Source organism: Microcystis sp. M165S2, assembly GCF_020245885.1.
GTDB lineage: Bacteria > Cyanobacteriota > Cyanobacteriia > Cyanobacteriales > Microcystaceae > Microcystis.
Genome location: NZ_JADBTZ010000379.1, coordinates 1 through 3,674, shown reverse-complemented (window position 1 = coordinate 3,674; position 3,674 = coordinate 1). Strand labels below are relative to the sequence as shown.

Below are 3,674 nucleotides of genomic sequence, written 5' to 3'. Positions count from 1 at the left end.
GTGGTCAATTACCTAATTTTCAGGGAAAAAGTCCCTGAATTTTCCCCCCAATCACTCCAAGGGTCGGCACTTTTTGAGGGAAAAAAAGTCTAAAAACCTTGTTGGATAAGGTTTTTAGATTTATTCAGCAAACCCTACTTAATTGTGTCAATTAATTCTCGGTATATTTTTCCCGATTTACGATTATTGTCCTAGCTTTATCTAAGGTTTTATATTTAGAAACAATTTATTTCTTATTCAACCATTACATTAATCAACTCTTGTGGTAATATTTCTAGACAATCTAACGTCGTATCTGTATCCCCAATATACTGTGATTCTAATTCTTGAAGCCATTCAATTCGGATAACATAACAACTATCATTAATCGTTTCTCATTCATCATGTAAAATAAAATCAGCTTTTTTGGGTAGCAAAGATTGAATTTTAGCCTTTAAAAGTGGAGGATGAATTAAATTATTGTCTTCTGGTAAAGACTGCTCAAAAAACTTCAAACTTTCTCCGTATTTGGTAAGCTAAGACGCATTTAAACCGCTTATTCTTAGATTAGCGGAATCTCCCCCAATGCAAGAGTGCCTTATCTCAACAAGTAATTTAAACACTTAACAGCTTATGTCTCCCCTGTCTTCTGCAATTATCGATACTTGGCGACGTTTTTACCGAGATCCCCCGGCGGTAATAGGAGCGATCGCATTAATGATAATTATTCTTGCTGTCCTATTCGGTCCGATTTTCTATCGAGTCCCTATCGATGCGATCGATTTCAGTCAAGCTACGGCTCCCCCTAGTTTAAAACATCTTTTCGGGACTAATGATCTAGGCCAGGATCAATTGGCGAGAATCTTGGTGGGGGGTCGAATTTCTCTAGCGGTGGCAATTGCTGCTATGATAGTGGCGATGATTCTAGGGACAGCGATCGGGGCTATTTCTGGGTTTTACGGGGGTGCGATCGATGGCTTATTGATGCGATTAACGGATTTATTCCTATCTTTGCCCCAATTGCCCCTACTTTTACTGATTGTCTATCTATTTCGCGATAGTATCAAAAAAATCGCTGGACCGGAAACGGGCATTTTTATCCTTGTGGTTTTGGTAATCGGGGGTTTAAACTGGATGTCGGTGGCGCGATTGGTGCGGGGAAATTTCTTAAAAATACGGGAGATGGAATTTATCTCGGCTGCGATTGCTTTGGGGGCCAGTCCTTTCCGTTTAATCTGGGTGCATTTATTGCCTAATGTTTTGGGAATGATTATCGTGGCGGCTACTTTAGCGGTGGGTAATGCGATTATTACCGAGTCAACCCTGAGTTTTTTGGGTTTGGGTTTCCCCCCCGATGTGCCGACTTGGGGCCAAATGTTATTTAAAGCTAAAGATTACTTGACAACTGCCCCCCACTTGGTCATTTTTCCCGCTCTAGCTATCGTGATCACGGTGTTAAGTATTAATTTTATCGGTGATGGTTTACGGGATGTCTTTGATCCTAATGTTTAAGGAAGCGTAGAAGTGGATAATTGCCGAAAATTACCGAGAACCTCTATGATGATCAGTAGCGATGGTGAGGAAATAAATACTGTGAGTAGCGTAACTGTCATTAGCGATCAGAAGTTTGACCAAGAGGTTTTTGAGGTCGAAAAACCCGTTTTAGTCTATTTTTGGGCGAGTTGGTGCGGTCCGTGCCGTCTGGTATCTCCCTCGATCGATTGGGTGGCGGAAGCCTACGGCGAACAGCTAAAAGTAGTTAAACTAGAGGTGGACCCTAACCCCAACTCGGTGGCTAAATGTGATGTGAAAGGTGTTCCCGCTTTACGCATCTTTAAAGATAACAAAATTATTGCCACTCATGAAGGGGCGCTCGGCAAACAACAATTACAATCTTTTATCGATACCTATGTCAGCTAATTAGGTATCTGTGGTTATGAATGACTTAACCCTAGCAAACCGCTTACAGGCACTGCAATCCAACGTTTTTGCCGATATGGATCGGGCAAAAGCTGCTAGTAGAGAAGCGGGTAATACCATTATCGATCTTTCGCTCGGTTCCTCCGATCTTGGTGCTGCTCCCCACGTTATCGATGCTATCGAGCAATCTCTCCACGATCCTCACACCCACGGCTATTTACTCCATAATGGTACGCGAGACTTCCGAATAACTGCCGCTAACTGGTATAGCGATCGCTTTGGTGTCCCCGTCGATCCGGAAACGGAGATTTTACCCCTAATCGGTTCTCAGGAAGGCACGGCCCATCTACCTTTGGCCATTCTCAACCCCGGGGATTTTGCCCTACTCCTCGATCCGGGTTATCCCTCCCATTTAGGCGGTGTTGTCCTTGCGGGCGGTCAAATCTACGGAATGCCAATTTTGGCAAAAAATGACTTTCTGCCGGTTTTAGAGGACATTCCTGAGCCAGTGCTGGCACAATCGAAGCTGATGGTCTTGAGTTATCCCCATAATCCCACCACAGCGATCGCGCCTTTAGCATTTTTCCAAAAAGCGGTTGATTTTTGCCGTCAGCATAATTTAGTTTTAATCCACGATTTTCCCTATCTAGACATCTTTTTTGCGGGAACATCGCCTCCTCCGTCAATTTTACAGGCCGATCGAGCTAAAACTAATTCGATCGAGTTTTTTACCTTCTCCAAGTCCTATAATATGGGCGGTTTTCGCATCGGTTTTGCCATTGGCAACCCGCAGTTAATTATGGCTTTGCGACAGATTAAAGCCATGGTTGATTTTAATCAGTATTTGGGCATCCTCAACGGTGCGATCGCTGCTTTAACTGGTAATCAAGATTCGGTCAAAGAAACCGTAGCTATCTTCCAAAAACGCCGGAATGTGTTTATTAATGCCCTAAATCGCATCGGTTGGCCAGTTGCCACTCCGGCTGCCACTATGTACGTTTGGGCGAAAATTCCCCCCAGTTGGTCGGGTAATTCCGTCGATTTTTGTCGGCAATTGGTGGCCCAAACCGGTGTCGCTGTTTCCCCCGGTTCCGGTTTTGGTAAGGGTGGTGAGGGGTATGTGCGTTTTGCCTTAGTTCACGATCCCGATATTCTAGAGGCTGCCGTGGAGAAAATTGGCGCTTTTTTGGGATAAAACCGATATTCTAAGCAGTGGTTATGCTGCAATGGATAACTTTCGCCTTGTTGCTTCTGATATTCCGGGTGATATTGGTAATGTGTCCACGCCCGAACCTTCTGGTATTATCGGATTGGGCATACTAGGTAGTGGTTTAGTGGTGCGTCGCCTCGCTAAACGTCGTTAACCGGTGTGGGGTGGGGAGATGAGTTAAAATTTCCCTAATTCCCTACCTTTGCAGTTAAAAGCTTTAATTGTGCTGCTGCCTTTGTAATTCCTCGATAGTTGCGGGGGATAAATCAGTAAATCGGGCGATTTCTGGGATAGAAAAACCGGCGGATAGCATTTTCATGGCAATTTGTCGAGCTTTTTCTTCCTCGCCTTCCTCTCTGCCTTCCTCTAAAATATCTTGATAGATGACGGATTCTCTCATAATGTCACTCCGAAGAATATTTTTAATCGTCTCTCGATTTAATACTAACCCAGCGAGAATACTGGTAGCGGCTGCGAGATTGCTTTGCACCTGTTTTTGGGAGATAGTTTCTAGAGAACGGGACACCTGACTTAACACCTGTTCGGGGTCATCGGTATTGCTGAG

The 3,674-nt window shown here is 44.1% G+C and carries 4 protein-coding genes and 1 pseudogene; 4 read left to right on the top strand and 1 reads right to left on the bottom strand.

Features of this window, described 5'->3' with window-relative positions; genetic code table 11:
- Window positions 1-612: 612 nt before the first annotated feature.
- The 4 genes and pseudogenes from IM479_RS18870 to IM479_RS22845 form a co-directional block, all read left to right on the top strand.
- A complete protein-coding gene (locus IM479_RS18870; protein ID WP_287684125.1) occupies window positions 613-1,491 on the top strand; it encodes an ABC transporter permease in 879 nt (292 codons plus the stop codon).
- A gap of 45 nt (window positions 1,492-1,536) precedes the next feature.
- Window positions 1,537-1,899, top strand: coding sequence for a thioredoxin family protein (locus IM479_RS18865; RefSeq protein WP_287684124.1), 363 nt, complete (start codon window positions 1,537-1,539; stop codon window positions 1,897-1,899).
- 16 nt (window positions 1,900-1,915) lie between these two features.
- Window positions 1,916-3,094, top strand: coding sequence for an LL-diaminopimelate aminotransferase (locus tag IM479_RS18860; RefSeq protein ID WP_287684123.1), 1,179 nt, complete (start codon window positions 1,916-1,918; stop codon window positions 3,092-3,094).
- A gap of 88 nt (window positions 3,095-3,182) precedes the next feature.
- A pseudogene (locus IM479_RS22845) lies at window positions 3,183-3,263 on the top strand (PEP-CTERM sorting domain-containing protein); the annotation flags it as partial.
- Window positions 3,264-3,326: 63 nt separating this feature from the next.
- On the opposite strand, the gene IM479_RS18850 reads toward IM479_RS22845, so the two are convergent.
- The coding region (locus IM479_RS18850) for an RpnC/YadD family protein (RefSeq protein ID WP_502845721.1) at window positions 3,327-3,674 on the bottom strand (348 nt) is incomplete at its 5' end.

What these genes read in the sequence shown, in the direction of transcription:
- IM479_RS18865 (WP_287684124.1), top strand. Translation starts at nt 1,537, where the DNA reads ATGATGATCAGTAGCGATGGTGAGGAAATAAATACTGTGAGTAGCGTA.
- IM479_RS18860 (WP_287684123.1), top strand. Translation starts at nt 1,916, where the DNA reads ATGAATGACTTAACCCTAGCAAACCGCTTACAGGCACTGCAATCCAAC.
- IM479_RS18870 (WP_287684125.1), top strand. Translation starts at nt 613, where the DNA reads ATGTCTCCCCTGTCTTCTGCAATTATCGATACTTGGCGACGTTTTTAC.